This is a genomic window from Kangiella sp., from assembly GCF_048265365.1.
GTDB lineage: Bacteria > Pseudomonadota > Gammaproteobacteria > Enterobacterales > Kangiellaceae > Kangiella.
Map to the genome: position 1 here is coordinate 322,134 of NZ_JBLXBT010000001.1, position 25,978 is coordinate 348,111.

General features: G+C 43.9%; 25 protein-coding genes. 5 read left to right on the forward strand and 20 right to left on the reverse strand.

The window, feature by feature from the left end:
* Positions 1–333: 333 nt before the first annotated feature.
* The gene (locus tag ACN0VI_RS01500) at positions 334–459 is read right to left on the reverse strand and encodes a hypothetical protein (protein WP_417445526.1); all 126 of its coding nucleotides are present in this window, start codon (positions 457–459) and stop codon (positions 334–336) included.
* A 122-nt stretch (positions 460–581) separates the two neighbouring features.
* Between ACN0VI_RS01500 and ACN0VI_RS01505 the strand changes: the two genes are divergently transcribed.
* Together ACN0VI_RS01505 and ACN0VI_RS01510 are read left to right on the forward strand one after the other, a co-directional pair.
* Entirely contained in the window at positions 582–2,876 is a 2,295-nt protein-coding gene (locus ACN0VI_RS01505) for an Ig-like domain-containing protein (RefSeq protein ID WP_417445527.1), read from the forward strand.
* A gap of 17 nt (positions 2,877–2,893) precedes the next feature.
* Positions 2,894–4,408, forward strand: coding sequence for an OmpA family protein (locus ACN0VI_RS01510; protein WP_417445528.1), 1,515 nt, complete (start codon positions 2,894–2,896; stop codon positions 4,406–4,408).
* A 91-nt stretch (positions 4,409–4,499) separates the two neighbouring features.
* On the opposite strand, the gene ACN0VI_RS01515 is transcribed toward ACN0VI_RS01510, so the two are convergent.
* The 8 genes from ACN0VI_RS01515 to ACN0VI_RS01550 all read right to left on the reverse strand — a co-directional run bounded on the left by ACN0VI_RS01515 (position 4,500) and on the right by ACN0VI_RS01550 (position 12,848).
* Positions 4,500–5,492 carry a DUF4892 domain-containing protein gene (locus tag ACN0VI_RS01515; protein WP_417445529.1) on the reverse strand — a complete coding sequence of 331 codons (993 nt, stop codon included), beginning with the start codon at positions 5,490–5,492 and terminating at the stop codon, positions 4,500–4,502.
* Positions 5,493–5,689: 197 nt separating this feature from the next.
* Entirely contained in the window at positions 5,690–5,893 is a 204-nt protein-coding gene (locus ACN0VI_RS01520; protein WP_417445530.1) for a DUF6500 family protein, read from the reverse strand.
* 660 nt (positions 5,894–6,553) lie between these two features.
* Positions 6,554–7,621 (reverse strand): serine hydrolase domain-containing protein, encoded by a 1,068-nt coding sequence (locus ACN0VI_RS01525; RefSeq protein ID WP_417445531.1) that lies wholly within the window; start codon positions 7,619–7,621, stop codon positions 6,554–6,556.
* 143 nt (positions 7,622–7,764) lie between these two features.
* On the reverse strand, positions 7,765–9,075 hold the full coding sequence (locus tag ACN0VI_RS01530) for a serine hydrolase domain-containing protein (RefSeq protein WP_417445532.1): 1,311 nt from the start codon (positions 9,073–9,075) through the stop codon (positions 7,765–7,767).
* Positions 9,072–9,284 carry a helix-turn-helix transcriptional regulator gene (locus ACN0VI_RS01535; protein WP_331892176.1) on the reverse strand — a complete coding sequence of 71 codons (213 nt, stop codon included), beginning with the start codon at positions 9,282–9,284 and terminating at the stop codon, positions 9,072–9,074. The genes ACN0VI_RS01530 and ACN0VI_RS01535 overlap by 4 nt, the downstream gene beginning before the upstream one ends.
* Complete coding sequence (locus ACN0VI_RS01540) at positions 9,268–9,927, reverse strand: hypothetical protein (RefSeq protein ID WP_417445533.1); 660 nt, start codon at positions 9,925–9,927, stop codon at positions 9,268–9,270. Before ACN0VI_RS01540 ends, ACN0VI_RS01535 begins: the two co-directional genes overlap by 17 nt.
* 170 nt (positions 9,928–10,097) lie before the next feature.
* The gene (gene katG / locus ACN0VI_RS01545) at positions 10,098–12,248 is read right to left on the reverse strand and encodes a catalase/peroxidase HPI (RefSeq protein ID WP_417445534.1); all 2,151 of its coding nucleotides are present in this window, start codon (positions 12,246–12,248) and stop codon (positions 10,098–10,100) included.
* A 156-nt stretch (positions 12,249–12,404) separates the two neighbouring features.
* Positions 12,405–12,848 (reverse strand): hypothetical protein, encoded by a 444-nt coding sequence (locus ACN0VI_RS01550; RefSeq protein ID WP_417445535.1) that lies wholly within the window; start codon positions 12,846–12,848, stop codon positions 12,405–12,407.
* A gap of 520 nt (positions 12,849–13,368) precedes the next feature.
* On the opposite strand from ACN0VI_RS01550, the gene ACN0VI_RS01555 reads away from it, so the two are divergent.
* On the forward strand, positions 13,369–14,769 hold the full coding sequence (locus ACN0VI_RS01555) for a sodium-dependent transporter (protein ID WP_417445536.1): 1,401 nt from the start codon (positions 13,369–13,371) through the stop codon (positions 14,767–14,769).
* 71 nt (positions 14,770–14,840) lie between these two features.
* Here ACN0VI_RS01555 and ACN0VI_RS01560 read toward each other — a convergent pair whose 3' ends face one another.
* From ACN0VI_RS01560 to ACN0VI_RS01580, 5 genes are all read right to left on the reverse strand, one after another.
* A complete protein-coding gene (locus tag ACN0VI_RS01560; protein ID WP_331892183.1) occupies positions 14,841–15,056 on the reverse strand; it encodes a GDCCVxC domain-containing (seleno)protein in 216 nt (71 codons plus the stop codon).
* Positions 15,057–15,132: 76 nt separating this feature from the next.
* Positions 15,133–15,429 carry a YkgJ family cysteine cluster protein gene (locus ACN0VI_RS01565; RefSeq protein WP_417445537.1) on the reverse strand — a complete coding sequence of 99 codons (297 nt, stop codon included), beginning with the start codon at positions 15,427–15,429 and terminating at the stop codon, positions 15,133–15,135.
* Positions 15,430–15,564: 135 nt separating this feature from the next.
* A complete protein-coding gene (locus ACN0VI_RS01570; RefSeq protein WP_417445538.1) occupies positions 15,565–15,894 on the reverse strand; it encodes a hypothetical protein in 330 nt (109 codons plus the stop codon).
* Between the two features lie 450 nt (positions 15,895–16,344).
* Entirely contained in the window at positions 16,345–16,719 is a 375-nt protein-coding gene (locus ACN0VI_RS01575; RefSeq protein WP_417445539.1) for a DUF6768 family protein, read from the reverse strand.
* A 33-nt stretch (positions 16,720–16,752) separates the two neighbouring features.
* Complete coding sequence (locus tag ACN0VI_RS01580) at positions 16,753–17,268, reverse strand: RNA polymerase sigma factor (protein WP_417445540.1); 516 nt, start codon at positions 17,266–17,268, stop codon at positions 16,753–16,755.
* A gap of 333 nt (positions 17,269–17,601) precedes the next feature.
* On the opposite strand from ACN0VI_RS01580, the gene ACN0VI_RS01585 reads away from it, so the two are divergent.
* Positions 17,602–18,897, forward strand: coding sequence for a DEAD/DEAH box helicase (locus tag ACN0VI_RS01585; RefSeq protein ID WP_417445541.1), 1,296 nt, complete (start codon positions 17,602–17,604; stop codon positions 18,895–18,897).
* 69 nt (positions 18,898–18,966) lie between these two features.
* Here the strand turns inward: ACN0VI_RS01585 and ACN0VI_RS01590 are convergent, their stop codons facing one another.
* On the reverse strand, positions 18,967–20,469 hold the full coding sequence (locus ACN0VI_RS01590) for a diguanylate cyclase (protein WP_417445542.1): 1,503 nt from the start codon (positions 20,467–20,469) through the stop codon (positions 18,967–18,969).
* Positions 20,470–20,928: 459 nt separating this feature from the next.
* Between ACN0VI_RS01590 and ACN0VI_RS01595 the strand changes: the two genes are divergently transcribed.
* Positions 20,929–21,756, forward strand: a complete 828-nt coding sequence (locus ACN0VI_RS01595; protein ID WP_417445543.1) for a MipA/OmpV family protein — start codon at positions 20,929–20,931, stop codon at positions 21,754–21,756.
* 33 nt (positions 21,757–21,789) lie between these two features.
* On the opposite strand, the gene ACN0VI_RS01600 is transcribed toward ACN0VI_RS01595, so the two are convergent.
* From ACN0VI_RS01600 to ACN0VI_RS01620, 5 genes are all read right to left on the reverse strand, one after another.
* Complete coding sequence (locus tag ACN0VI_RS01600) at positions 21,790–22,083, reverse strand: hypothetical protein (RefSeq protein ID WP_417445544.1); 294 nt, start codon at positions 22,081–22,083, stop codon at positions 21,790–21,792.
* A gap of 238 nt (positions 22,084–22,321) precedes the next feature.
* Positions 22,322–22,894, reverse strand: coding sequence for a hypothetical protein (locus ACN0VI_RS01605; RefSeq protein WP_417445545.1), 573 nt, complete (start codon positions 22,892–22,894; stop codon positions 22,322–22,324).
* 232 nt (positions 22,895–23,126) lie between these two features.
* Entirely contained in the window at positions 23,127–23,693 is a 567-nt protein-coding gene (locus tag ACN0VI_RS01610) for an MAPEG family protein (protein WP_417445546.1), read from the reverse strand.
* A gap of 25 nt (positions 23,694–23,718) precedes the next feature.
* Positions 23,719–24,213 carry a hypothetical protein gene (locus tag ACN0VI_RS01615; RefSeq protein WP_417445547.1) on the reverse strand — a complete coding sequence of 165 codons (495 nt, stop codon included), beginning with the start codon at positions 24,211–24,213 and terminating at the stop codon, positions 23,719–23,721.
* A gap of 251 nt (positions 24,214–24,464) precedes the next feature.
* A complete protein-coding gene (locus tag ACN0VI_RS01620; RefSeq protein ID WP_417445548.1) occupies positions 24,465–25,877 on the reverse strand; it encodes a DUF1996 domain-containing protein in 1,413 nt (470 codons plus the stop codon).
* Between the last annotated feature and the right edge of the window lie 101 nt (positions 25,878–25,978).

The following is a 25,978-nucleotide window of genomic DNA, read 5'->3' on the forward strand; positions in this document are numbered from 1 at the left end:
GGTTTACAAGTTATAATAACTCAAATCGAACAGTTTAGCGGAAGCGTCTAAACGATACTTCTGCCATCAAGCCATTCTTTCTTTTATTACGTTAATAATAGTTTCCGATTTATAGCCAAGCTTCATTTTGTCATTAAATGAATTGTAAACTTATCCACTATGCTATTGACTGTACAGCACTATGAGAGGATATTGGCTAATTAAGAGAGACCCTATCTTTCCTCCGCCTAGCGTTGATTTAACCCGCTATCGTTCTCAAGTTTCTATGAGTATCTCTAACTCGCTCAACGGGTTAGAAGTTTGATTATCACTTTGCTCAATGACTCTGACTACTCATCTAGCCAGCACCACCATCTGATCAATATAAATTTTATCGACCCAGCTATTGGTGTCGTACGTGCGTCTATACGCGTCGAATTTTTGCCATGGAGGTGAAAATAATGACTCAGATTTACTCATTTCTAGACAACCTTATTTGCACTCTTTTTTTGTGCCGATCTAACTTTTGCTTACCTAACTATGGGTAGCAGACTTCGCGTGTGTGCTTGTTGCACACAGCAATTTCACCTTGGAGGTGAAAAATGAAATTTTTCCAAAAACACGCCACGCATATGCTGTGGTCGATATTAACGCTGGTATTTCTGGCCGGTTGTAGTGACAGGGATGAAATTCTGGGGCCAGATTCTCCAGCAGTCCAACCCCCATCGGTTACGGATTTTACACCAGCTGACAATGCCACCCAAGTATCTCCTGTTGAACCAGGCATCACTGTTACCTTTAGTGAGCCGATGGCAGCTCTAGTCGCCGGCAACTTTACGGTTACTTGTGCTGCACCCTGTGCCAATCCTGATGGCACTGTATCTCTTGATGCGTCGAATACCGTTGCAACTTACAGCTTAGCTGCCGGTTCCGAACTTGAAGAAAACACAGTCTATACTGCTACCGTGGATGGAGCAGAAAGCTTGGAAACAGGCCTAACTTTAGCAGAAGCTACGGTGTGGACTTTCACTACCGCGGCAAGACCACGAGTGACTGCTGTTGCCCCAGCCGATAAAGCAACCGGAGTACCCTTTAATATCACAAGTGTATCGGCCAACTTTACCGAATCGATGGTTGCGCTTACTGGCAGTGCCAGTTTTGTAGTAACCTGTGAAGCCCCTTGCACCAGTCCAACTGGTACAGTTGCCCTAAATTCTACCAATCAAATTGCCATCTTTAGCCCTGATGCTGATCTTGAGCTGAATACTCTTTACACGGCAACCATTACTGCAGGTGAGAGCTTATTAACCGGTCTTACCATGGCCAATCCATTTGTGTGGTCATTCACCACTGGGATTACAGCTGATGTGACACGACCAAGAGTGACCATGACCGCACCTGAAACCAGCGATCCAGGTCCGACACTCGACGTTCCGGTTAATACCAACATCTCAGCTACTTTCACAGAAGACATGGCACCGACTTCAATTACTGATGCAGGCACTTTTACTCTGACCTGTGAAGCACCTTGTGTCTCACCTGATGGTGTCGTTAGCTATTCCATTGGCGCCAGAACCGCAACCTTCAGTCTTACACCTGCTGGTACAGAGCTCGAACCTGAAACCACTTACACTGCGACCATAACCATGGCTGCAACAGACTGGGCAAGCAACGCTCTGGCAGGTAATCAAGCCGCCTTACCTGCGGCCAGTGATTACATTTGGACCTTCACCACTGGTGCAGGGGCACTACCGCCTGCGGAGATTACGGTTAATTCCGTAAGCCCAATGCTTGGCGATGTTGGTGTATGCCCTTCTGCAACGGTTAATGTGACTTTTGATGTGTCTTCTGGTCTACAAATGGACCCGGATACCATCAACTCAGTGACATTCACAGTGTTCGAAACCAATACTCCACTTAACACTGTCACCGCACAATCTATCGTGCTCGATGGTGCTAACGATATTGCAACCTTCACTCCTCAAAACGACCTGGTCGATGGCATTGAATACACTGCCACAGTCACAGGTGGTGAGAATGGTGTTAAGGATCTTGCAGTCCCTGCCAATATCATGGTTGAAGATTTTGTCTGGAACTTCCATGTTGGCCCAGCCACCAATGAATGCTTACAGCCTGTTGACCTTAACACCGCTGCACCATTCGGTAAGCTTGCCGGTACTGCCGGTATGACCAACGAAGGTATTGATACCATTGTTAATGGTGACCTCGGCTCGACTACCACCGCCACGGGTTCCATTACCGGGTTCCGCGATGCCAACAATGACGTCTATACCGTTACCGGATCTAATGACGGCACAGTTAATGGCATTATCTTTAGCTGTACAACCTCTACCACCGGACCAACCTCTGCCGCGGTTAATGCTGATAACTGCAACGCTGCTACTATTGCTCGCAATGACGCTATTGATGCATTCAACGTACTGGCAGGCTTACCAGGTGGCCCTGATCCTTCTTTTGGCAGCCCTAAGGGTAACCTTGCTAATGAAGTGCTAGCGCCTGGGGTCTATACCTCGGAAAGTGGTTCTTTCTTAATGGAAGGTGGCGATCTTACGCTAGACGCACAAGGCGATGCCAATGCTGTATGGGTCTTCCAAATGGCAACTTCGCTGACAGTCGGCGGTCCTGGTGCAGCATTCCCGCAAAGCGTCATTCTTATCAATGGCGCACAGGCTAAGAATGTGTTCTGGCAGGTCGGCAGTTCCGCGACCATCAATGAAGCAGGTGGCGGCACTATGGTAGGAACGATTATCGCTTCTGCTGGTGTCTCTTTCTCCACCTCAGGCAACGTCGATATCGTGACCCTGGATGGTAGAGCAATGTCGCTCAATGCTTCAGTGACGGTGGTTAACACCATCATCAACGTCCCGGCTCAATGATTATGGAGGACACGACTATGGATACGAAAATATTGGAGAACAACATGAAACTAACGCACATTACGAAGCTTTTAGGTTTGTTTGTGCTTACCGCAGCCACCAGCCAAATTGCTACAGCAGAGGATTCAGACTGGAAACATACCGACCGTAAGGGCTACGGTTGGTATATCGGCGGTAACATAGGTCAGTCCTATGCAGACATCGATGAAGAGAGAATCACCAGCAGCTTGCTCAGTTCAGGTTTTATCACAACAGCATTCGATGCTGATGAGCAAGACACTGCTTACAAGCTCTTTGGTGGCTATCAGTTCAATCGCTTTTGGGCTGTCGAGTTCGGTAATTTTGACCTGGGTGGATTCGACTTTACCGCTACCACCCAACCGGCAGGCACCTTATCGGGCGCGATCGAGATCGCAGGCTATAATCTCGATCTTGTTGGCATCATTCCCTTTACCGAGCGATTCTCTATGTTCGGGCGTGTCGGGGCACAATATGCCGAAGCTGAAGATCAATACAGAGGCACTGGATTCGTCAATGTGCTTAACACTAACCCCGAGGAGAGCGACACCAACTATAAGGTGGGCCTTGGCTTTCAATATGCTATTAGCCGAGCCATGGATATACGGCTCGAGGGCGAACGCTATCGTATAGACGACGCGGTAGGTAATACCGGCGATGTTGATATGCTCTCACTTGGTTTAGTTTATCGATTTGGACAAACTGCCGCACCAGCCAAGTCGGCAAGAGTAGCGCCAACTCCCGCGCCTGTTCCTGAGCCTATACTGGTTATAGTTCCGTCGAAAGAAGAGTACTGTAGTATTCTCGATATACAGTTCGACATTAACCAGGACTCAATTGAGCTGGATGACCAGGAAAAACTTAGCGTCATCGGTACCTTTATGAATAAGTACCCTGAAACTACTGCTGTAATCGAAGGCCATACCGATAATGTGGGCTCTCCTGCAAACAACAGAGAACTATCCCGCCAGCGTGCGGAACACATAGTCGATTACTTGGTCAGCGAACATAATATTGAGCGCTCGCGATTGAAGTCATACGGCTACGGCGAAACACGACCTATTGCTAACAACAATACCGATGCAGGCAAACGTCTGAACCGCAGGATCAATACCATTATCGCCTGCGCTGAAGATATTGAGGGACTGGAGCCGGTAGGTGCCAGAATGACCATGGCTCTACAAATGGAGTTTGATACCAACCAGGCTACTGTTAAACCCCTGTATCACGACGAGCTAATGCAGGTCGCGCAATTTATGCGTCATCATCCTGAGCTTGTTGCAGCGGTTGAAGGACATACCAGTAATCAACAAGGAGCAACCGGCGAGCAATCCATGCGACTGTCGCGTCAAAGAGCACAAAATGTTGTGAATTACCTTGTCGCCAACTTCGGCATCGACCGCTCACGTTTTTCCAGTGAAGGCTTCGGTGATACCAGACGGGTTGCCTACAACACAACCCTCGAAGGTCAACAAGAGAACCAACGCGTCAATATCATATTTATCTATAAATAAGTAACGAAAAATGCGCAATAAAAAAGGGGCAGATTCTGCCCCCTTTTTTTGTCTGTATTAAATCTAATAACTATTAAACAACTAGGCCCCTCTACTTTTGCTCTACCAATTCCACTCGTCGATTTTTTGCACGGCCCTGGTCGCTGTTATTGGTTGCTACAGGCGCAGTATAGCCAACGCCCCATGACTTCAATCGTGCAGCAACAATACCATAATCATCGATTAAAGCTTGCTTAACAGATTCGGCGCGACTTTTGGATAGTTCAATATTGTAGTCAAAGTCCCCTTGATTATCGGTATGACCAACGACCAATAATTTAAGATCAGGATTCTCTTTTAACAGTTTACCAATTTCATCCAGCGTCGGTTTCGAATCGGATTTAATAGTGGCTTTGTTGGTGTCGAAAAATAATCCATAAAGCGCAACTTTACCCGTTTGTCCAATTTGCTCGGCCATTTCACTGGCCTTAATCATAACGACTTTGCTTTCCTGAGCTTTTTCTTCGACCACGTCAAGCTGAGCAAAAACCCGTTCGCTATTTTCTACACTATTGGTGCGTCCATTCTGAATTACATGCAGTATCACATAAGCATTCCCTTCAGGTCGTGATTTTTTAGCGACCAGATATCGCGTCTGATCATTCTGCGCGTTTCCAAAAAGAAGGTTAAACACACTATAGCCAGGAGCCGCATATTTAAAATTGTTACCACTCCCCTTTTCTGAGCAAGAATCCTCACCGCTGTTGCCATTGCATTCGAAGATAGTCTCGAAATTATTTTCCGAAAGGACCTCTTGATAAGCCCTGAACACTGCTAGACTACTAGCCCCCGCCGGAGCACGGTATGTAATACGCGTTAACTTTCCTTCCTTACGATCCATATGTTGAGCATGCTCAGCCTTATTGTTAGATGTTAGTGGCTCAACAATGAAGCTATATTCATCAAAATCCGTATAGCTGTATTTTATAATGTCAGAACCTTCAAAGCGTCCCGTCAATGGATGATCCTTGGCACCTTCAATATCTGCTGAAATAGCGGTGGCTACACAACAAAACAAAAGCATGGTTACTATTAATCGATTCATATCATTACCCCTTTATGATTAATATTGTTGTACATTATACGCTAGCCTCGGCGAAACTAGACGTTCTCCTTACTTTAGGGCTTATTAAGCTATAGATACTCACAGTGTTCACCTTAACCTCATCATGATTTTTTGCAACGCTGATAGCGGCTTATATAGTAATAAATGTGAGTAGCTTGGCACGTTTTATTACATTATTAATATAATTTACAAAATTCTTTTTCCTCAAAGTGATCTAACTTATGAGTTTCTATCCACAACGTAGCAGCCTCCATTAGAAGCTCCGAATCATCATTCTTGTTTGCAAAAAAAGCATAAAACGAAAGACCAACAGATTCACCTTTCCCCAGTATCTTCTTCTTGCAAACTTCAATAATCTTATTTCTTAGTTCTTTTCTCATTCTTTTGTTCCATGATTATTATTAATAACTCTCTATAATTTTTGTATTATATTGATAGCGCTTAATTCCGTAGAGTAACAATACAGCAACCAATAATAAAACCAGTATAAACTTGTGAGCAATCGTTTGTTCAAAACCACTTATTGCATCTTGACCAGTCACACTCAGAACTAAAGGTTACTTAACGATCGAGCCTCTAGAAAATACGAAGATAAGGAATTCAAAGACTAACTCGGAGGCTCGTTGAAGGGGTGTATTGAAACCAATGTTCACTAAATTGCTTTTCTCTAGACGCAGCTGCAAAGTATGTTACTGTTATTATTATGCCAATCATGATTCTTTCTTGCTCTGAGGTGATAAAGTAAGCTAGACCCTAGACGTTAACTTTCCTCATTACTCTTTGATCTTTCGGGTTCAGGCAAGTCATTGCAAACTTTACAGTAAAGTCCTTTTTTATAATAGTAGATTCGAGTGGCGAGAAATATAGTCGCTGAAATGAGGCCCCATAACAGACCAAACTCAATAGCGTATTCAAACGCTCTCCCTTTTAGCATTTGCACTCCGCCCAATAGCAGCGCCATCAGCGGAACCGCAATCAAGTATTGAATTATCCACTTTCTTATTGGCATCAATCCTCCATACTACCCTTAGTTAATTTTTCTAATCTACCATAGGTTGTATGAGCTTATACAACTTTTGAATGTCTGCTGGATGTCCCTGTTTTTTGAACCCTACAAAGATTAAATACCCTAGCATAGAATTGCCGGTATCACGACGGGTCACCAATATTAGATCTTTCTCTCGATTCACCAGCATATACTGGCCACCCCAGCCATCAGCTGCCACCACATCAAGCTCAGAGTTCAGCCACCAGGAATATCCAAAGCCGTCATAGAAATAAGTGTCTGTTTCAGAGTAAGGCTGTACGCTATTCTCAATCCATTCCTTTGATATGATTTGCTTTCCATCCCATACTCCTTCTTGAGCGACTAAAGTACCCAAACGTGCAAGATCACGTGCGCTCATATGAATACGGTAGGTTCGATAGTCAGAGTCGGAACCCTGCTTATCATAAAAGACATGTTCTTGATTAAAATCTTGCATGCCCAGCGGCATTGCCAACCATCCTTCCAATGCTTCTCCGATCGAAAGTCCCGTTTCTTTTTCAAAAACAGCCCCGAGCACATTAAAATCCCAGTTATTATAGAAATAGTATTCCCCCGGAGCATACTGTCCACGGCCAGGGCGGCCATCCTTTATCTCTACTGTTTCTGCACCAGATTGTAAGTAAATCCCCGAACGAGCCTGCAACAGTTGCTTGATAGTGGCTTGTTTCTCGGTTTCTGTCAGTGGGTTACTACTTTCATCAATTCCTAGATGAGCAAGCGTTTCATTTATATCAATGATGCCACGATCCGATGCGATGCCGAATAATAAACTCAACACACTCTTTCGTGCAGAGGCCAGATTCATTGGCGTGCCCACTTCTCCGTACTGAATTAAGGCCTTTTCACCACGCAACGCCACAAAAGCATCGATACCATCTGCTTCGTCTTCAATAAACGTTTTAATTTTTTCAGCTTGGACTTGTGATAAAGGAGACTCTTTAAGCTGAACAGGATTTATTGCTGCTGCATCTCGGTCAATAAAGGGGCGCAACCCAACAACCACTGCAACTGCAATAACCATCAGCAATGCAATACCAATAACTTTTATTATTTTCCGCATCTAGGTGTTCCTTACTAACTTTTATTATTAATATCAGCTTTTGCAAACATGTATTTGATTACATGGCCAGCCCCACAGAGTTTGTTCCGTGCATCTAAGTTAGATGCTTAATCACTCTAAATGGTTTAGTTGAATGGTAGTGACTAATTACGTTTCTTCACTAAATAGTATTCCTGATCCTGAAATTTAAGAATCGCATCATAGTTTTTAGGCTCAGATCTAAAAAAGCTGACGGTTAATGGTATTTCTTTCAGTTTAAACTGATGATCATCTATTCCATACATCCGTGAACGCCTCACCAATTCACCATTTGCTGTTTTCTCAATATAGACCATTCGCCCGTCTCTGTTTTGAAAGGTGAATAAATTGTCCTCCGGCATGTCTTTTATTGAATAGTCTCCGACAAAAGGCGCTAGCTCTTCATCGCTATATTTTCTTGCAGGTGGGCTATCAAATTTAGGAAGCTTAATTGTCGGATCGATCAAGTGTAACGCTATGCTTTGCAATTCATCATCGGCACTTGAGTTACTTAATATCACCACACCCACTTTATTGTCAGGTCTATAGGCAATAAAGGCCTGATTACCATTTCCATCACCGCCATGGTAATAACTGACAAAAGAATCGCTCTCAAATTTTTTCCAGCCAATATTGGCAAACTTTTCCGATTCAGCTGATTCGGCTGCGTTTATTTGATAGCTTAAGAACTTGAGCAAATCCCGAGCAGTTGAATGCAATCCCCCTGCGCCTCGAGCAATTTCAACCGTCGTTGTATTGAGCTTACTAACAGGCTCCATAACACGATGCATACCCACCAAACGTCCCGGTACAGGAACATATCCAGTATCTTTCAACTCCATTGTCTTGAGCGTCGTTTTCGTCACCAAATCCGAAACGGTGCTATCTTGTAACTCAGCAAGAGCCAATGCCAATATTGCCATGCCTGAATTTGAGTACTCATAATTTGCTGGTAAGGTATCGCTACGACCTAGTGTTGCCAGTAGCGCTGTTGGATCATTGTTGGCTAAGGCCTCATATGGAATCTTATGTGGTAAGGCAGCTTTATGGCTCGCTAAGTGCAATAATTGAGTGTCGCTGCCATCGTTGATATTCGGCCAGATGTCTTGCAGTTTGGTTTGATAGCTTACCGCCTTATCATCAACCAACCGCTGAAAGGTTTCGGCAATAAATAGCTTGGTAAGAGAACCAATTGCAAACTGCGAATCAGCAGACAATTCTGAGTCTTCACCGACAAAGGCTGTTCCATAGCTATAGAAGAAAGTACCGTTAGGATTGGTTAATCCAATGACTACCCCTGGACGATGTTTATTATCAACGACACTATTAATGCTACTTTTCACTTCCTGAGGTATTTCGGTTAACTCTTCAACTTTATAGCTCTGACACCCTGCCAGAAATACGAGACCTGCAATTATTCCGTTTGTACATTTCATTCTTTATCTTCCTTATATTCCAAAATATCGGCTGGCTGACATTCGAGTACTCTGCATATCGCCTCCAATGTGGCGAACCGAATACCTCGCACATGCCCATTTTTCAACAACGATAAATTTGTTGTTGATACGCCAACGGCTTCCGCCAGTTCTTTCATTTTCATTTTGCGACGAGCCATCATCACATCTAAATTAACTACTATCGCCATCAGATAATCTCATCACTATCGCGTTGTAGTTCAAGGCCAATTTAAAAGCATTTGCTATGACTAAGATAAAAAGACCTGCCACTAAAAAACCAATTTGAAAGTCTGGGTAAATGCTTACTCCAGCATCGCTTTCTGTTAAAAGCCGAATATGCGTAAACTTATAATCCGAAACATCCAGAGCGTTAGGCATAAATAGATAAAATCGAATAAACACTTCAAAGGATAACCAGACCGATAATGCTATCAATAAGTAACCCGCTTTCTTCAGGTGTTGAGCGCTACTCTGACCGAAAGGTCGTTCGTTTTGGACATCACCAACCACTTGCCGTAAATACCAGATAATGGCGATGACCATACCCCACACTAATAGGATGTTTAAAGCACGACTGAGGCCTAAACTTAAAGCAGTTGTTTCAACCGACAACACACCCTGAGTTTGTTCGATGGTCCATGGTGTGTTTGGCGCAGTGTATAAACCGGTTTCTATTTGAGCGGCATCAATAGACACCGGCCAAGTGGTTACAAGAGGCTCATTCACTATGGGTAATGCAATAGCAAAAACCATAGTAAACGCTGTAACCAATATGGCTATTACTAGAGAGAAGGTTAAAAGAAAATGTAAACTTCGAGCGGTCATTATCATACTCAGTTACCAATCACAGAATGATACTCTAGGGCAACAAAGTATGATTTTCAATCATTTTGTTATGTTTTACGTAATATTTATTACTTTTAATAAAATCTTTTGTTGGGAATGAAGCGTATATACCGCCACACCGATTCATATCCGTGTGGCGATATTGCGGCTTGTTCCTATTCGAAACGATCCGCGTTCATCACTTTTGTCCACGCTGCTACGAAACCCTTAACAAACTTTTCCTTGTTATCGTCCTGTGCATAAACTTCAGCTAGTGCTCTTAGAATAGAGTTTGAACCAAACACCAGATCCACACGAGTTGCCGTCCACTTCGCCTTGCCCGTTTTACGGTCGCATACCTCGTAAAGATTATTACTGGCTGGCTTCCAGATGTAATTCATATCAGTTAAATTTACAAAGAAGTCATTGGTCAAGGCACTTTCTTGCTCAGTGAATACGCCATGCTTACTATTATCATAGTTGGCTCCCAACACACGCATTCCACCAATTAAGACCGTCATTTCTGGAGCCGTTAGTCCCATCAACTGTGTGCGATCCAGTAGCATCTCTTCAGGGCTAACCACATAATCTTTTTTCACCCAGTTGCGGTAACCGTCATGCAATGGCTCCAACGGTTCAAAGGATTCAACATCCGTCATTTCATCAGTAGCGTCACCACGCCCAGGGGAGAATGGAACATCAATATTAAAGCCTGCTTTCTCGGCAGCCATTTCGACTCCAACATTACCAGCCAGCACAATCACATCAGCAATACTGGCGCCGCTATCTTTTGCAATCGGTTCAAGCACCGAAAGTACTTTAGCTAACCTTTTGGGTTCATTACCTTGCCAATCTTTTTGTGGCGCTAAACGAATGCGCGCGCCATTGGCACCACCACGCAGATCGGAACCACGGAAGGTTCTTGCGCTATCCCATGCGGTCGCCACCATTTCGCTAACAGAAAGCCCACTGGATTTGATTGTCTCTTTTACTGCCGCTACGTCATAATCTTTGCTGCCGGCCGGTACGGGATCCTGCCAGATCAACTCTTCCTGCGGCGCATCTGGGCCAATGTATCTTTCTTTTGGTCCCATATCGCGGTGCGTCAGTTTAAACCAGGCGCGTGCGAACACTTGCGAGAAGTATTCAGGATCCTTGTAAAATTTCTCAGAAATCTTGCGGTATTCCGGATCCATTTTCATCGCCATATCGGCATCGGTCATGATTGGCATAGTTCGAATTGACGGGTCTTCCACATCTACTGGCTTGTCTTCTTCCATGATATCTTTGGGCTGCCATTGCCAAGCACCTGCTGGACTCTTGCTTAGCTCCCACTCGTGATTAAGTAGCATTTCAAAATAGCCGTTATCCCATTTGGTGGGATAAGTGGTCCAGGCACCTTCTATGCCACTGGTCATTGTATCCCGACCAATGCCTCGCTTCTTCTTGTTAATCCAGCCAAGCCCCTGCTCTTCCACATCACAACCTTCCGGCTCTTTACCGAGCTGTTCTTCCTTTGCATTACCATGACACTTTCCAACGGTATGACCGCCAGCTGTTAACGCTACCGTTTCCTCGTCATCCATGGCCATGCGTTTAAAAGTCTCCCGGATATCTTCGGCGGTTTTAAGCGGGTCAGGATTCCCATCCACACCTTCTGGATTCACGTAAATCAAACCCATCATCACCGCTGCCAATGGATTGTCCAGATCACGTTCGCCCGAATAGCGGCTATTTTCATTATCACTAGGCGCCAGCCATTCTTTCTCGGAACCCCAATAGGTATCTTTTTCTGGGTGCCAGATATCTTCACGACCAAATGCAAAGCCATAGGTTTTAAGTCCCATTGACTCATAGGCAATGGTTCCGGCATAGGTGATTAAATCCGCCCAGCTGATTTTGTTACCGTATTTTTTCTTGATAGGCCAAAGAAGACGGCGTGCCTTGTCGAGGTTCACGTTATCAGGCCAGGAGTTAATAGGAGCAAAACGTTGATTACCAGTAGAAGCACCACCACGACCATCTGCAATACGGTACGTCCCTGCAGCGTGCCAACTTAAGCGAATCATTAAACCGCCGTAATGACCCCAGTCCGCCGGCCACCATTCCTGACTATTGGTCATCAATTCATGCAAATCTTTTTTCAGCGCTTCAAAATCAAGCTTTTTAACTTCTTCTCGATAATCGAAGTCCTCACCCATCGGATTGGTCTTCTTATCATGCTGATGCAAAATATCGAGGTTCAGTGCATTCGCCCACCACTCTGTGTTGGACTTATTGCTTTTTGTGATACTACCGTGCATCACCGGACATTTTTTCTCTGACATAACAACTCCTTATCCATCAGTTTTCATTTTGTATTGTTAATTGTTATATCACAGATAAACGATATTTCTCACATTAGACAGGGTCCATTAACTTTAACTATGATGTCTGTCATTTTTTTATATTAGATATGCCAATTGCTACGGTTGAACTCATTGTTATGAATCTTTATCGCTTTCAACAGAGTCATCTTTTTTGCGATGTATCAGCCAAGAGGCGATCGATACGATGATAAGAACAGCCACCCCACCCCAAATACCATAGCCCAAGTACTCGGCTACTTGCGGCGAGTAGACGCCTAGAACAGCGCCTATGGAATTCATAGAAATACCGATTAACCCACCAATCACCATACATAATATTGAAGCAAACCAAACCATTTTTGGCTTTCCAACACAATAGAAATCTAGGGCCAGCCCTGAAGCGAGTAGCGGCATGACCGTAAACCCAATTTTCGCCAGATAGGGATAACTGCTCGGTTCCGTGGTGCCTGATGACAAGATCTGTATTAATGCCGCCACTGAGAATGCGGTAAACGAATAGGCACCAACCGCCAAAAGACGGTACTCAGTATCCCCTGAAAAAGTAAATTTAGATTTCATGTGTCTCCATTAAATGTTTTGGACTAACAGAATTATAAGAATTTGTTCAAAAGACCTTATTATCATTGGTCTATCTATACAAGTCTTGTTTTATGACTATGATGAGCAAGGCTCTATAGAGGAATCATTTATTGCTATTTTTAGGAGTTAAAGCACCGTCGATAGAAATGACTTTAGGCAGGATAAGTTCTGACCAAACTCTTTCCCTATTTAGCTCACTCTTATCGCAATAATTCTACTCGCGATTTAAGATATGAGTCTTTCCTTCCAATTATTTGTGCACCTGTAAGGGTTAATGAAGGATGTATCCACTGTCCCGCAAGACGCGTACCTGCCCCAATTTTCTCTAAGCCCATTAGCTAGAACTTCATAGCATTATCTTGTGCGAGACTATTTTCCTGACTCAATAGCATTCTTTTTAAAGTGATCAAACTAACCTTTAACGAATACTTCCTGTTGTCTGAATTAATAATAGGCTAAGCTTCCACTCCAATAAAAAATAAGCTATTGAGCATTTATTATGAAGGAACGTGGTAATTTCAACTCTCGATTAGGATTCATTATGGCCTCAGCAGGATCAGCTGTTGGCTTGGGTAATATCTGGAAATTTCCTTTTGAAGTCGGCGCTGGGGGTGGTGCAGCTTTTCTAGTTATTTACTTATTTTTCGCTTTAGTCTTATGTTTTCCAGTGATGACTGCTGAAATAGCTATCGGTCGCAAAGCTCAGGCCAGCCCGGTAACAGCATTTAAAAAACTCGGGTTTGCTCGCTGGTCTGGAGTGGGTTACCTCGGTTTGGCTGCCGGTTTTCTGATTCTTTCTTTTTACAATGTGGTGGCTGCCTGGTCTTTTGGTTACTTCTTTGAAATGTTGCAGGGCCATTTTGAAATCAGCCAGCACTTCTCAGAGTACACCGCAAACTGGCTAAAAATAGGTCTCTACTCGCTCATATTTATGTCGGGAACAGCCTATATTGTTAGTCGTGGTATTTCTCATGGTATTGAGCGTGCCGCCAAAGCCCTGATGCCGACGCTGCTTTTCTTAATCGTGGGATTGATCATTTACGCTCTAACATTACCGAACGCTATCACTGGCATTAAGCATTATCTGTTACCTGACTTTTCCAAGATTACTCCTACCATTGTCTATTCCGCGCTCGGACAAGCCTTTTTCTCTTTATCTTTAGGAATGGGAGCATTAATCACTTTTGGTAGCTATGTTAAAAAGGACGCCAATATTGTTACTGCGGCAGCAATCATTACCTTCACTGATGTCTTCATTGCCTTCCTCGCAGGGTTAATGATGTTTCCTTTTGTTGCTTATGTTACTCAAGGTGATTTAACTGCAATGAGTGCAATCTCCGGAGAAGAAGCTTTCATCTTTGAAACGTTACCCAATGTCTTCAATTCATTAGGTCCAACATTAGGCGTTGTTATCGGCAGCCTGTTCTTCTTATTGCTTTCTTTTGCAGCATTAACTTCTACGATTTCTTTGCTAGAGGTTCCTACCGCATTTTTGGTTGATGAGAAAAAAGTTAGTCGTGGAAAAGCAACATGGACTGTGGCCATTCTTATCTTTTTAATTGGCCTGCCATCACTGCTCGGCAATGGTGCCTCTGCCTTCTTCAGCGAATTTATTCAATTCCCTAACAGTACATCACCCATCAGTTTCATGAGTATGGTTGGAATGATTGGCGGCAGCACTTTTCTATCGGTAGGTGGCTTCTTGATTTCAGTATTTGTCGCTTATGTCTGGGGCAAAAGCAATTTCGAACTTGAAATCCAGTCGGATAATGAAGGCACAATTGGTCGTTGGTTAAAGCAATATGTTCAATTTGCCATTCGTTGGATCTGTCCTCTGGTTCTAGGCATTATCAGCTTAACAACCATCTTGGATATTTACTTTGGTATTTCGCTCTTCTGAAACGAGGTAACCCAAACAAGTGCACGAGGCTGTTTAACGAACAAACTCGTGCGTTTTGTTCTTCGCTTTTTTTATGATGAGCAACAATCTCCTGCTCCCTGCTGAATCGGAGGGCAAGGGACTGTACCGTAGGAACAGAAAACACAGCAATCACCTTGCTTAGGCTTCAGCAATACACCGCAGCTTTTACATTCATAAAACCATTGGCAAGAATCCGTCGGCATTGTTTCTGTTTCTTCATGCCCGCACTCTGGGCAGGTCAGGGTCGATTCTAATATAAGATTCATAATTTAACCTGTTTGCTTTTATTGGGAGTGGTGGTTCTTTCTGCATACTACACTCCAGTAAATATGGTCACTGATATTAACTCGTTTTCAATTCGGCTCTTTCTTCCTTACATTCATAGGAGCCCATTTCAAACTCTCGACAAACCCACGGACGGTTTTCATATATTGTGCACATGAAGGTTTCTCGGTCTAAAGCTGAGCACCAACCATCCTCTAAACGCAACATGGTCTCACCACCCCATTGATCAACAGCAATATGCTGCTCGGGAACGCCAGTATCACTAATGATCATAACTTCCAGACGGCAGCAACAAGCTCGACAATTCGAACAGGATATCTCTGGCGCGGTAATAGTTTTAATCGGAATAGTCATGAATATCGATAATCGGTACAGTTAAAGTATCTTACTCTAAAATGGCATTCTTTATCGGAAGGGGTCTTAAGCACCGTTATAATGGCCATCGCAAGGTCCCGTAAGGTAAGAACACCTTTGCCAGCCTGGTGCTGATTATCTGAATCGTTCATTCCATTTACCACCGTTTTCCCTGCTGCAGTTTTCTTCCGTATCAAAGCTTATTTGCTGGCGACTGTCTTTCATATTAATAGCAATAGATGCCAGCTTTTCCCTGATAAGTGAGCGCACAGCTTGCTTATCTGTTTTCTCCAAACGAGCATTGGTGTCGTAAATGCAGACGACCTTAAGCGAGCCGGGGAAGTCATTATAGTTTACGAAATGGGTTAGCCACTCGAATCCATCGTAATTTTCCAGCGCTATCTCACAGGCCTCAGTCAAGGCGGCTCTTAAAGCATTGTCTATTTTCTTATCTGTCTTTCTCATCTCTAAGACCTTATTACCATTAATCTTATCTTACATGTCCCAGTTTTGTTGCGACCAAACATATACCAGCTCGTCACCTTACTTTTCATCAATATCATCAATCCAGTACTGAACATATTTATACGCAGGGGTCAGATGCTTGTTGGCGCTATGGCATCAGGTCCTAACGACACCTTGCCTGAACAAATATATAGTCCCCAGACAACGCCTATTATCAGTACTATAAGAAATATTCTTTTCATGGATTTACTATACATCAAACTATTGGTAACCGACTCTAGTGCATAGAGTATATGCATTTTCCGCGCGTCAATTTCAGTTTCTACCAAGATTTATGGGAACTGGGCTTAAGGAAATAGTGTACTTAAATTAGTATTCTCGTAAGCCCATGTTTATTTCCAAACGGCACCCAGAACATTACTTGTTCGAGAATCTTGCGCCATCTTATACTTACTGATTCAACTTTGCAGTCAACTGAGCAATTGCAAGCTCTAACCGCTTTATTTCTCGGCTGGTAGAGTATCGGTTCATTTCCATCCAGAACCAAATCTTGGTGACCAAAGTGCCCATTACAAAAACTAGCCCTATAATCCCCCAAAACAATCGGTCCGGTTGGCTTTCACTGATGAAAAAGTAATAGCCACTCCAGAACATACCAATCGCATTTGCAAAGGACAAAATAAAGCCAAAAACATTCCAACCCTTCATACTTCCTTTAAAAACACCTAGAGCTCTTGGTAACAAACCAGATTCTTCCAGTAAAGTCTGTTCCACCTCGGCTTCGTCCATTCTTAAAGCCTGCTTGATTCTATCATCTAGATTCATATTAACCTCCTCAGATTATTTCAATCGTTTTACTTAAGCTTTTATCATTTGCTGTAACTGCTTCCGTGCCCGATTCAGTCGGGATTTAACCGTACCTTGTGGTACTTCCAGCACCAAAGCAGCTTCAGCCACAGTCAATTCCACCAGATAAAACAAATAAATCACTTCCCGCTCCAACTTTCCCAAACGGTTAATTTGCTGATGTAGTTGCCGATATTCCAGTTCAGAGTGATCTGGCAGGATTTCAATTCCGTTATCATCAAGCGCTTCAAACTGCATAGCTTTACCGCGCATTAAATCGATTACTCGCCAACGCACCGCTCGAAACAACCAGCTTTTGAATGCTCGCGGATCCTCCAGCCGGCGTAACTTTTTTAATATCTGTAGCCACACATCCTGCACTGCGTCTTTGGCCAGAGCAGAATTTCCCGAGAGGCTGGTAGCGAATTTCACCAATAGCGGATGAAACCAGATAACTAAACATTCGAACGCCTTTTCGTTTCCGCTTTGCGCTTCCAGTACCAATAAATCCTGCTCTGCTTGTTCCATGAACCACTCTTTTTTGTTGCTGTTATAAGGAAGACGAATGAAACCTTGATTTGGTTCACTGCGATGTCAAATACGCAGACACATTGTTGCGCATAGAAGAACCCTAAAAGAAGTAAACAAATAGCCTTTTCACTTTATATACCTTAAATTTTTTTGTAGCACCTCATTGTTGACACCTTCTATTACCCTATGCCAACCATACCATTGTATATTGCAGAGGAGTCACTTTTGTTATTGCAATACCTTTGTTGCCAAAAGCATTAATCCTTAAGTGCTCGTAGTTTGCTGTAGAAAAGGCTAAACTGTGCGCCTTATGCATTAATCCCTTCTTTCATGCCCTTTTCCAAACTCGATTTAATACAACCGCTACTCGATGCATTACACAAGAGTGGTTATAAAACCCCTTCGCCGATCCAGCAAAAAGTCATTCCTTTAATCCTCAATGGTCAGGACGTGATGGCTGCTGCGCAGACCGGGACGGGTAAAACCGCTGGTTTTTCGCTACCTATCTTGCAGCGTCTGTCTGAGGGGAAGAGAGCTACTGCCAATTCAGCACGCTGTCTGATCCTGACGCCTACGCGCGAGCTGGCCGAGCAGGTTCATCAAAGCGTCCAAAAATACGCAGCCAACTTGTCTCTGAATTCGGTTGTGGTCTACGGTGGCGTCAAGATTAACCCGCAAATGTTGAAACTCCGTCGCGGTACTGATGTGTTGGTCGCAACACCCGGAAGACTGCTGGATCTAATTCAACAAAATGCAGTGGGTTTTAAAGACCTTGAATTTCTCGTTTTGGACGAGGCCGACCGAATGTTGGACATGGGTTTCCTGCCTAGCATTAAACGCATTATTGGTAAACTCCCTCAGAAGCGACAAACATTGCTGTTTTCCGCCACCTTCTCTGAATCGATCAAAGCGATCAGCCAGCAATTTCTGACCAGTCCTACTTTGGTCGAAACCGGACAAACCAATACCACAGCGACTACAGTCAAACAGTGGATTTACCCCGTCGACAAAAAGCAGAAGCCAGCTCTACTAAGCTATCTGATTGGCCATCACCGCTGGGAGCAGTTGCTGGTATTTGTCCGAACGCGTAGAGGTGCCAACAAGCTCAGCAAAGATCTCGATCAAAGAGGCATTAAAGCAACCGCGATTCATGGTGGCAAAAGTCAGGGGGCACGAAACCGCGCTCTCGCCGAATTCAAAGCTGGTCAGGTAACAGTCTTGGTCGCAACCGACGTCGCAGCGCGTGGCCTCGATATCGAACAGATGCCACTAGTCATCAACTACGATTTACCCAATGTTGCCGAAGACTATGTCCACCGCATCGGGCGTACCGGACGAGCAGGCGAAAAAGGCACGGCCATTTCCTTAGTCAGCGCCGATGAAGTCGACGACCTGCGCGGCATCCAATATCTCATTCGCCAACAATTAGAAAGAAAAATAGCCGACGGCTTCGAACCGCAACACGTATTACCAGAAACGCCATTAAAAAGTGTGGGTAAGAAAAAACCACACAAGAAGAAGCTTGCTAAAACCAAATTGAATCAAACCACCAATCAGCCCGGAACAGCTAAAAACAAAGGTAGACGCAGGAAGCCTAAGCCGGTTAATAAGAATAGTTCAAAGTAATCAATTTAAATTAATTACCCTTTATCGAGATATTTTTACACTTCTCTGGGCGTGCTGCCAGAGGAGTGCTCAGCGGTATCGCTTGTGTTTTGCATACCATTCCTCCTTGTTGCGATACATGTCAGCATCCGCTGCCGATAGTACTTCCTCGGGCTCGATGTCGCTGGAGCTAGCCAGGCCAATACTAAGCTCAAGGGGTGCAGTGACTGTCTCCCCTCCACCGGTAGGAAGAGAGATTTCTCGCCCCGATATGTCGCGCATAATTCGTTTGCGCAACCCTTCAGCATCCGTACTACTGCTGCCACGACAGATAATGACAAATTCGTCACCGCCATAGCGACCGAAGGAATCCGTGGCACGGCACACTTTCTGTAGAGCCGCCGCAGTTTCTTGGATCAGCTTATCACCAGCTGTGTGTCCGTATTTGTCGTTAATCCGCTTCAAGCCTATTACATCGATCATTAACACTGCGAACTCCATAGCACCGTGCTGCTTGCGACCGCGTATAGCAGAATCCAACTCCACATCCAGGCGCCCACGGTTAAAAATCCCTGTCAGTGGATCTCGCTCAGCGGCATATTTCAGATCGAGGGCTAGTATCTTGTTCTCGATGTGAACGCTGAGCATGCCGAGAGCCAACCGGGCCGCCTCACGGAGCAATGGGCTGATGGTATCCACACGAACAACGATAATTCCTTCACAGCCCCGGGCGGGATTACGATCGAAAAATATCTGAAAGATCGCCCCGTGATTGGGATCAGTCCAGGCTAACTCACGGCTGTCGGGTGCGCGCGTGGCGGCCAGATATTGCACCACCGCGTCCTGCTCTTCCGTGGCGACTCCCTCGAACCCCATAAAACGCACGACCTCTGGCCGCTGCGCATCGCGTACCATCATCCCTAGACCATACTTCGGGTAAAGGTCATGAATTCGTTTCACTGCCTCCTGAACAAATTCCTGTACATCCCCTACCAAATCAGCACTCGACGAGATCTCTACCAGCGCCCGGAACACGTGATTACGTTCCTTCACAGCACGCGTGGCGCTGATCAGTCGGGCATTTTGATTAAAAGAAACGAAACCAACGATTAGTACATAGGCCAGCATCAGGGTCATGGCCATGACCTCAATGTAGAAAGGACCGGAGGTCTGTACCTGCCAGCCGTTAACAGCACCTCCTGTAAGCGCACCGGCGGTGAACAATACAAGCGATGACAGTAACAAACGACTGCCACCAACAACTGACGCGTTCAAGGCAATGGCCACCAGAAACGCGAAGAACAACCATAGGTAGAAATCGATCCAGGCGGCAATGAATCCAAGGATCAGTGAGTCGGCAAGCATAGCCATTATCTCGAATCGACTGGTCGCGGAATGATACCGAGTGGCTACCATCAGTAGCTGGGGATATATCAGCAGATACAATGCAGGCAAAGCAACATGCCACGGTGTCCAGTCTCGCTCCTGAGCCAGGAGCGCAATAATGATGAAGCTGAAAGCAAAAGCAATAGTTCTTGGGACGTAGTTGGCACGAGACAGACGGTGCGCACCCGCCATGAAGTCTTTAAACATACTCGCCTCCTGTTGTTACGCTACCCTCGTCGTGGTTTGCTGACCTTGTTATCAATCAAGACCATCCAACCCTTTCTGTTTGCTTCTTACGATACCCACATACCCTTCAGCTGCTCATGTCATTTTATTATTCGACTTCTTTCTTAAGACCTTATTAGCATTGTTCTTTTATTACAAGCGCCTATTTTATGAGCACCACGCGCAGCCCAAGGAATATACCAGGTGTATTTCTGTTGATTGTAATTCGGGAATCAGAGAAAAGTTTATGAGTGTCCAAAACTTCCCCGTAAAAACCTTAGTTTCAAGTTTTAAAATCCAGGTCTAATAACCCGGACTAACGAACACTTAAATAAACGCCCCGATAGGCGATCTCTTGACAAATGTTTCACATAAACTGTTATCCAATAATATCACTTAGTGTGGACAATCTGTCCCAACTCATACTGGAGTGCACTTAAAATGAAAAAGCTTTCAGGTTTATTGTTGATAATGTTCATTCAAGGCGTTTTCTCCCAAATATCGTTTGCTCAAGATGAGCAAACCGCCTTGGTACCTTTACCCTCAGTTGACGACTTTACCAAGGGTAATGATGGCTGGGCTTTCGGGCTGGGCTTGGGTATTGAGTACGAATCGGCCTACGAAGGTTCAGATGAATTTGGTTTCGAAGCCCAACCTGCTGGTGCCGTTCAATGGCGTAGCGGTGATGATATTTTCTACTTTGCGGGTGAGGCGCTAGGCTGGCGTGGTCTTCGTGCTGATAGGTGGCTATTCGATGTCGCTGTGGCTTTTGATGAAGGTCGTGAAGAAGATGATTCCGATGAAGGGTATTTAGATGGACTCGGTGATACAGAAGAGGAAACTGAATTAGTACTTCAAACACGATATGCGCTCGATGACGATTGGCGTTACTGGCTGGTGGGACGAGTTGTCACTGGCGGCGAGGGAAATCTTGGTCTATTCGGGCTAGGGTACCGCTTCGGCTACCAACTTGATGGAACCGGCTCTGAAATTAATTTGGTTGGGGTATTTCACGATAGTGAATATGCCAATAAAGGTTTCGGTATCAACGCACAGCAGTCGGCTGCGACGGGATTGCCTGAAACCAACTTGAGTGGCGGGTTCCGTTCATTTGGGATTGATTACACGTATCGTTATTATCTCAGCGATAATTGGCAGATTTTCGGCGAAGCACTCTATGAACATTTTAGTAGCGACATTCAGGGCAGCCCAATTGCACGCAGCGACTATGAAGCTGAAGTGAGTATCGGATTTATTTATATATTCTAAATTTATTGGAAAAAAGTCCGGCTGGATTATCTTTTATGTTTCAATCCAGTCCGGTGGTTTTCCTACCCACTCCAATTCATTTGACTTTAAGTTTGCCAGACATTTTGAATAGTATTTAGTGCCATTGCGTCTATATCGAACACCGTAATGTGCAGAGTATGGTTTAATTTCGATTTCAGTACATCCATGCTCTACAAAATATTCCTCTATAAACTTCATTCTTGGTGGGTCACTAATGCGCGATAAAATTTTTGGAAGCGCGCCTAGAATAAGCATAATCCCCAAAAAAATAACAACACCTATTGTGATCGCTTTTAATGCTTCCATCTGATATTTACTACTTATTGATAAAGTGCCCTTAAATTCGACTAGTCCGTAGTCATCATTTATTCTGCCAGTGAGAAATTATGGTTAATTTACTCTGACCCGATTAACATCTCAAAACAAATCGAGATTCCAGCTAAAAGGAGTCCTAAAAGAGTAGTTTTACAAATTGGATTCATTTAAATGTTCCATATAGATGACCACGATGTCAGATAAAGAATGCTAACGCCCAGTTAAGTAACTAATAAGGGGTAACGAAATCGAATGCAAACTTGGCTTTTTGGCTCTCTTTCGGCAACTCAATAGTACTTCCACGAACAATTAATTCACTATGAACATCCTTGAATTCATATTTAACACTGTATGATGCTTCGCCGTTTATTACAGTAGTGCTTCTACTATATAAATATGCCTCAATCTTTGTCTTCTCTGTAGTGAAGAAATTTATAGAAGGCATTCGATCCGGGTGTTTATTTATATTGAACGTCACCGTATTTTTATCGATTTCAATTATAGAAAAAACCCATGTACCAATTGAAAACGTTTTTCCCAATTCTAATGTTACAGTCTGCTCAGAGTCTGAGCTGATTTTAGAGTCAACGTAATAGTGAACAATACCTTCAATTCGTATTGGTTTAGATTTCACACTGTCTAGATCCTTAATGCTAAGCTCAAATCTTGCGCCAGCATCAATAACACTTGGCGGCTTTGAAAATGATAGGTTATCACTCGGAATCTCTCTATCTCCAACTGTTACCTTCAAAGACTCCAAGGTTGCATCACGGTCTACGTCATATAGAGTTTCGCCTATCATCCTTATTGCATAGATCAGCGTTCCGCTGCTAGGTGTTTTTGAAAATTCCGGTTTTTTTTATAATAGGTAAATCCTAAGGGGTAAACTACCGGTTCGGCCAGAGAGTTACCTACAAATAATAGAGAGAAAACAAGTATCAAATATTTCATACTGACGAATCCATTTTTTAACATCTTGATAAAGATATGTACCTAGCCGCTAACTTCACATAATGCATGGCTTTTGTTGCCCATCATTTAAACATAAATCCAAATGCTAAATAGCTCGCGATTCCGTAAACTGACAATAAAGATAAAGACATGAAAATGCCTCGTGCATTATCGCTTCCTGTAAAATAACTATAGGTGTAACCTAAGCGTGATATAGGAAAAACTAAAACCCATACCCACGCTGCTATTTGGCTAGGTGATACAAAGGAAAAAACAAACAGAAAAAGAATATAATAAACGATATTCTCGGTTGTATTTCTATGTGTATTTAGACACCTATCTATCTCAAAACTACCTTTTTCAGTAACGTCTAATTTCTTATAGCCACTTGAAGTCCACTCTTCGGGAGATGCAAATATTTTGTATCGATTTCTTGTCAATTCAGTTACTGTCATTATCCATGAATGGTTTATTACTAAAATAATCGCTGAGAAAGATATTAGACCGAGCAATTCTCTTGATGGGTTAGATATTTGGATCGGATCTATTCCAAACATGAAATTCAAAGCTATAGCTAAAACCAACACCGCAAAAGGGTACACTTTTATAATCCAATATGAATTGTTTTGAGCTGCTTCTTCAGATTTCATAATACCCCTTACTAGTCATAACGCCTCAAGAACCCGCGGCAGCTTTATCGCCGTCCGCGTTACTTGACTTGTTAGTTTGCTTTTTTAGGCGAGCCTCAAAGTCAATTAATCTAGACATTTCAAATAAAACATAGCCAACTGGAAATATTTTTAACAAAGGGAAAAAAAGGAATCTTATCTCAGATTTCACAGAGCCACCAAAAAACATTAAAACCAGTAGTAATGGGAATATAATGTAATACCCGTAGACAAGCCAACGACCAGAGTTTTGTATATATGAAGCATGTTTAGTTTTAGCGCGAACTGTTATATCAACATCATTTTTCCATACCGATATAAATCTAATCCATAACATATACGCAATTAGTGCCCCTAAGCCTATAGAAAATATAATATTCAACATGCTTCCGAGCTTAAATATCGATACAGGGCTCAGAAAAAAACGCCAGCCGGACATAGTGCTAAGTAAGGCTCCGACTATTAATAGAGCGGTAGATAATAAGTATATTTTTTTGTTCATAGGAACTTCCTTGTTGACGAAGAAAACTAACATTATATTTCCTGACACTTCTGTTCTGGTATTCCTTTCTTTGTAGAGTTTACAAATACCATGGTCAATGACCTACAGGCCTTATAGTAATTGGCTTTTTTCTAATTGCAATGTTTTTTCTTTGGCGATCTTTTGTTAGCTATGTAAATTGTACTGTCATGACAAAAAAACCGACAACAACTGTTGTCGGTTTTTTTATGACATTTTCTTTGTGTTAAACCTTAATATCCCATTCCTTCATTGATGATTGGTGGCTCTTCCTGTGTTCCTTCGCGTGTACCTGATAATCGATATCCATTGGCTAAATTACCATCATGACAATCGAGGCCTGCCTTGATGCAGTTATTGAGGATTGCTTCCATCACCGAAGGATGCCATGCGTTGAACCAGTCACCATGTAGCGAAAGACCACCGGCCTGTTCAGCTGTAACTTCGTACATATCGGCGGCCAAGCGCCAGCCCTTACTACTTTTCTCTACTGGATGTGTGAATTCTGGCATTACCCCAAAAGCATAGTGATAACTCACTCGCACGACGGGGACCGGGTGTGAGTCGGGACAGTGCGTACCCTCAAAACCTCCTTCGTTTACCGGATAAGCCATGTGGCTGCGGTGATCGTCTGAGTCCAGGTTTTCGCCGTCCCAACAACTCGGGAAAAACAAATCCATTCGCAGACGATCCGGTTCCTGGCACTCCGGTATGGTGGCGCTGAACTGTGGATTGCTGGCATCGTCCGACTCCCAGGTCTGGCAGTGCCATCTTGCAACGGTACTGTCCTGCTCTTCACCAGGACGGGTACTGGCGACACCTGCGATCATGCGCAAACCAGGTGGAATGGGCTGAATGGAATCCAAATCATCAACGCCGGCAGAATAGTAGAAGACTTCATGAGCTTCGTCATCATTACCGACTACTGCGGGCACTACCTGCCAAGCGGGATCTCCATTGTCATCCAGCTCCCGTTCACCGGTAATCTGATCGTATACCGGGGCTAACAACGCAGGCACCCAGTATGAGGACAGATTTAATTGATTACCCTGACAGGTGGATTCACCCTGGGTATAGAGAGATTCCATCGTTGTGTTCTCATCAACTTCGGTGTTGCCGTAGAAGCGGTGCAAATGCGCGGCATCTTTTTGTCCCGGAAAGACAATCGGGTCATTGTAACTGCTATGGGCAAAGTCACAATTGATACGAAATATTCCGCGCCAGCTGTTCGGCGCGACTGGGCTTGGCGATATATTGGTGGCAACCAGGTCTTCATGCCCTTCGAAAAAGATATCATTGACATACCAACTTAAAGAATTCACCGGTCCGAAACTTCCGTCCTCGTTATAAGCACGAATACTTATCCAATTGCTGCCTAGAGCAATGTCTTCTTTGAACAATGGTGACTCACACTCGCTGAAGTTTTCTTCATTCATGGCGCACTCATAACCCGCAGCATCGGATGCACTAAATTCAAACTGCGCGTAGCGCAAGGAAGTGGTTTCGTCAGGTGTTAATGCTAAAGTAACATCCAGACTAGAACTGGATTCTTCGATTGAGGTTGTTTCTGTATCCGAACTGCTGTCGCAGCCGGTTAAGGCGCTGCTTACCAATAACAGGGGAAGGTATTGCTTGATGCGTTTCATAAACTGCTCCATGGGGTTGCTTAGAAATAATTATTTACCCCTCAAAGCTTAACGACCCATTTTTCAAACAATGTGCAAAGATTGTGGAACTCGAATATCAC

Excerpts from the sequence above, each read along its gene's own strand:
- ACN0VI_RS01600 (WP_417445544.1), bottom strand. The coding sequence starts at position 22,083 with ATGGAAGCATTAAAAGCGATCACAATAGGTGTTGTTATTTTTTTGGGG.
- ACN0VI_RS01610 (WP_417445546.1), bottom strand. The coding sequence starts at position 23,693 with ATGAAATCTGAAGAAGCAGCTCAAAACAATTCATATTGGATTATAAAA.
- ACN0VI_RS01595 (WP_417445543.1), top strand. The coding sequence starts at position 20,929 with ATGAAAAAGCTTTCAGGTTTATTGTTGATAATGTTCATTCAAGGCGTT.
- ACN0VI_RS01605 (WP_417445545.1), bottom strand. The coding sequence starts at position 22,894 with ATGATAGGCGAAACTCTATATGACGTAGACCGTGATGCAACCTTGGAG.
- ACN0VI_RS01520 (WP_417445530.1), bottom strand. The coding sequence starts at position 5,893 with ATGAGAAAAGAACTAAGAAATAAGATTATTGAAGTTTGCAAGAAGAAG.
- ACN0VI_RS01540 (WP_417445533.1), bottom strand. The coding sequence starts at position 9,927 with ATGATAATGACCGCTCGAAGTTTACATTTTCTTTTAACCTTCTCTCTA.
- katG (WP_417445534.1), bottom strand. The coding sequence starts at position 12,248 with ATGTCAGAGAAAAAATGTCCGGTGATGCACGGTAGTATCACAAAAAGC.
- ACN0VI_RS01555 (WP_417445536.1), top strand. The coding sequence starts at position 13,369 with ATGAAGGAACGTGGTAATTTCAACTCTCGATTAGGATTCATTATGGCC.
- ACN0VI_RS01615 (WP_417445547.1), bottom strand. The coding sequence starts at position 24,213 with ATGAACAAAAAAATATACTTATTATCTACCGCTCTATTAATAGTCGGA.
- ACN0VI_RS01585 (WP_417445541.1), top strand. The coding sequence starts at position 17,602 with ATGCCCTTTTCCAAACTCGATTTAATACAACCGCTACTCGATGCATTA.
- ACN0VI_RS01500 (WP_417445526.1), bottom strand. The coding sequence starts at position 459 with ATGAGTAAATCTGAGTCATTATTTTCACCTCCATGGCAAAAATTCGAC.
- ACN0VI_RS01550 (WP_417445535.1), bottom strand. The coding sequence starts at position 12,848 with ATGAAATCTAAATTTACTTTTTCAGGGGATACTGAGTACCGTCTTTTG.
- ACN0VI_RS01560 (WP_331892183.1), bottom strand. The coding sequence starts at position 15,056 with ATGAATCTTATATTAGAATCGACCCTGACCTGCCCAGAGTGCGGGCAT.
- ACN0VI_RS01535 (WP_331892176.1), bottom strand. The coding sequence starts at position 9,284 with ATGGCGATAGTAGTTAATTTAGATGTGATGATGGCTCGTCGCAAAATG.
- ACN0VI_RS01565 (WP_417445537.1), bottom strand. The coding sequence starts at position 15,429 with ATGACTATTCCGATTAAAACTATTACCGCGCCAGAGATATCCTGTTCG.
- ACN0VI_RS01570 (WP_417445538.1), bottom strand. The coding sequence starts at position 15,894 with ATGAGAAAGACAGATAAGAAAATAGACAATGCTTTAAGAGCCGCCTTG.
- ACN0VI_RS01515 (WP_417445529.1), bottom strand. The coding sequence starts at position 5,492 with ATGAATCGATTAATAGTAACCATGCTTTTGTTTTGTTGTGTAGCCACC.
- ACN0VI_RS01505 (WP_417445527.1), top strand. The coding sequence starts at position 582 with ATGAAATTTTTCCAAAAACACGCCACGCATATGCTGTGGTCGATATTA.
- ACN0VI_RS01620 (WP_417445548.1), bottom strand. The coding sequence starts at position 25,877 with ATGAAACGCATCAAGCAATACCTTCCCCTGTTATTGGTAAGCAGCGCC.
- ACN0VI_RS01575 (WP_417445539.1), bottom strand. The coding sequence starts at position 16,719 with ATGAATCTAGATGATAGAATCAAGCAGGCTTTAAGAATGGACGAAGCC.
- ACN0VI_RS01510 (WP_417445528.1), top strand. The coding sequence starts at position 2,894 with ATGGATACGAAAATATTGGAGAACAACATGAAACTAACGCACATTACG.
- ACN0VI_RS01525 (WP_417445531.1), bottom strand. The coding sequence starts at position 7,621 with ATGCGGAAAATAATAAAAGTTATTGGTATTGCATTGCTGATGGTTATT.
- ACN0VI_RS01590 (WP_417445542.1), bottom strand. The coding sequence starts at position 20,469 with ATGTTTAAAGACTTCATGGCGGGTGCGCACCGTCTGTCTCGTGCCAAC.
- ACN0VI_RS01530 (WP_417445532.1), bottom strand. The coding sequence starts at position 9,075 with ATGAAATGTACAAACGGAATAATTGCAGGTCTCGTATTTCTGGCAGGG.
- ACN0VI_RS01580 (WP_417445540.1), bottom strand. The coding sequence starts at position 17,268 with ATGGAACAAGCAGAGCAGGATTTATTGGTACTGGAAGCGCAAAGCGGA.